The following is a 2,084-nucleotide window of genomic DNA, read 5'->3' on the forward strand; positions in this document are numbered from 1 at the left end:
AGTTGCGGGCGCGCAGCCTGCCCCCGGCCACGGATCTGCCCTTCGATTTCACCGGCGGTTATGTCGGATACCTCGGATACGAGGCCAAAGCCGACTGCGGCGGCACGGCCGCGCACCGGGCCGCCACCCCCGACGCGCAGTGGATTTTCGCCGACCGGCTGGTGGTGGTCGACCACCTGGCCGGACACACCCATCTGCTGGCTCTCACCGGGCCCGGCGCCGACGCCGAGTACGCGAGTACCACCTGGCTGGACGACACCGCCGAATTCCTGGACGCGGTCCCGGACTGGGCCGACCCGGCGCCGATCGCCGTAGACCTGCAGGCCGCCGGCCTGGAAGAGCATCTGGTCCGCGGGCGCGCGCGGTACCTGCGCGATATCGCCGAATGCCGCCGGGCGCTGCAGGCCGGTGAATCCTACGAGATCACGCTGACCGATCAGCTCACCGTCGCCGCTACCAGCGGTGGGCTGGACGTCTACCGGACACTGCGGCGCGCCAGCCCCGCCCCCTACTCCGCGTACCTGCGCTTCGGCGATCTCGAGATCGCATGCTCCTCCCCCGAACGGTTCCTGAAGGTCGACCGGCATCGCACGGTCGAGACGAAACCCATCAAGGGCACCGCCCGCCGCGATCCGGACCCCCGGGTGGATGAGCGGTTGCGCCGCGCGCTCACCGAGGACCCGAAAACCCGCGCCGAGAACGTGATGATCGTGGACCTGCTGCGCAACGATCTGGGCCGGGTCTGCGAAACCGGCAGTGTGCGGGTGCACCGGCTGCTGGCGACCGAGACCTATTCGACGCTGCACCAGCTGGTCTCGACCGTCCGGGGCGTTCTGCGCGCCGATCTCGGGGCGGTCGACTGCCTGCGCGCCTGTTTCCCGGGCGGGTCCATGACCGGCGCACCCAAACTGCGGACCATGGAGATCATCGATGCGCTCGAAACCCGCGCCCGCGGTGTGTATTCGGGAACGATCGGTTTTCTGGGCGTGGACGGGACCGCCGATCTCAACATCGTGATCCGCACCGCGGTCCGCTACCGCGGCGAATGGCAGATAGGAGCGGGCGGCGCGATCGTGCTGGATTCGGTGGACCAGGCCGAATACGACGAGATGCTGCTCAAGGCCGGCGCGGTGTTCCGGGCCCTCACCCCCGATCCGGCGCTGCCGGCGGCCGAGGTGCCCGCGGCCGGATGAGTGGCGCCCCGCGCGCCGGTGATCGGCGGCGGGCGAAAACGCCCGGCCCCGGACCGCGAACGGCGCGACAATGGAGCGATGGCACAAGTCTGGGTGAAAACACATGGCGGGAACTGGCTTCGGGCCGACCAGATCATCGAGATCGGCGCCGAACCGGTGCGCGAACGCGGGCCGCACGACGGTTCGGGCGCCGTCGAGGTGGTCGCCCGGCTCGCGGTGACCACCGGCAGCGGGAACTGGGACTACGACCGCGGAACCGGCACGGTCGGCCCGAGTATCCGGGTGCTCGGGCGCTATCCGACCGGCGAGATCGCCGAGCGGATCGCCGATCAACTGGTGCTGATCCTGCTCAGTGCGAGCCGCAACGCGCAGATCACCTTCGACGACGAACAGGTCCGGGTCCGGCCGGTGCACGACGGCACCGCCCACGATTCCCCGTACAACGGCAGCGCGCTGGATCCACGCTGACCCGTGGGCCCGGAAATCGGCCGCCGGTCAGGTGCGGCGGCGAGGGCGTTTCCGGGGCGGGGCGGGGTCCGGATCGGGCGGCGGCTCCGGCGCCGACAGGCCGGCCATCCGGCCCAGCCGACCCACTCCGGGCAGCCGGGCCAGGGCGGTGAACAGATCCTCCCCGAGCGCGATCAGCGCCTCCAGCCGGGGCAGCAACCGGTCGTAGGCGGCGAACGCGGGATCGGCCAGGGCCAATGTGCGGTCGAGGCGATCGACGGTGGCGTTGAGCCGGTCGATGGCGGTGGACAGGTTGTCCAGCAGATCGGGCAGCTGCGCCGCGAGCTGCGCCGAGGCCGGTGGCAGCCGTACCGCCGTATCGAAGGCCGTCCCGGCCGTCAGCTGAGCGGCCTCGAGCGCCTGGCCCGCGGCCGATTGCGCGGC

The 2,084-nt window shown here is 71.3% G+C and carries 3 protein-coding genes; 2 read left to right on the forward strand and 1 reads right to left on the reverse strand.

Annotated features, from left to right (window positions below):
• Together pabB and ACWDU1_RS31870 are read left to right on the forward strand one after the other, a co-directional pair.
• Positions 1 to 1,193, forward strand: a 1,193-nt coding sequence (gene pabB / locus ACWDU1_RS31865; RefSeq protein ID WP_450004133.1) for an aminodeoxychorismate synthase component I, incomplete at its 5' end; no start/stop codon positions are given.
• Between the two features lie 78 nt (positions 1,194 to 1,271).
• Positions 1,272 to 1,661 carry a hypothetical protein gene (locus tag ACWDU1_RS31870; protein WP_450004134.1) on the forward strand — a complete coding sequence of 130 codons (390 nt, stop codon included), beginning with the start codon at positions 1,272 to 1,274 and terminating at the stop codon, positions 1,659 to 1,661.
• A 27-nt stretch (positions 1,662 to 1,688) separates the two neighbouring features.
• On the opposite strand, the gene ACWDU1_RS31875 is transcribed toward ACWDU1_RS31870, so the two are convergent.
• Positions 1,689 to 2,084, reverse strand: a 396-nt coding sequence (locus ACWDU1_RS31875; protein ID WP_450004135.1) for a hypothetical protein, incomplete at its 5' end; no start/stop codon positions are given.

Source organism: Nocardia sp. NPDC003345 (genome assembly GCF_053589395.1).

Excerpts from the sequence above, each read along its gene's own strand:
- ACWDU1_RS31870 (WP_450004134.1), top strand. The coding sequence starts at position 1,272 with ATGGCACAAGTCTGGGTGAAAACACATGGCGGGAACTGGCTTCGGGCC.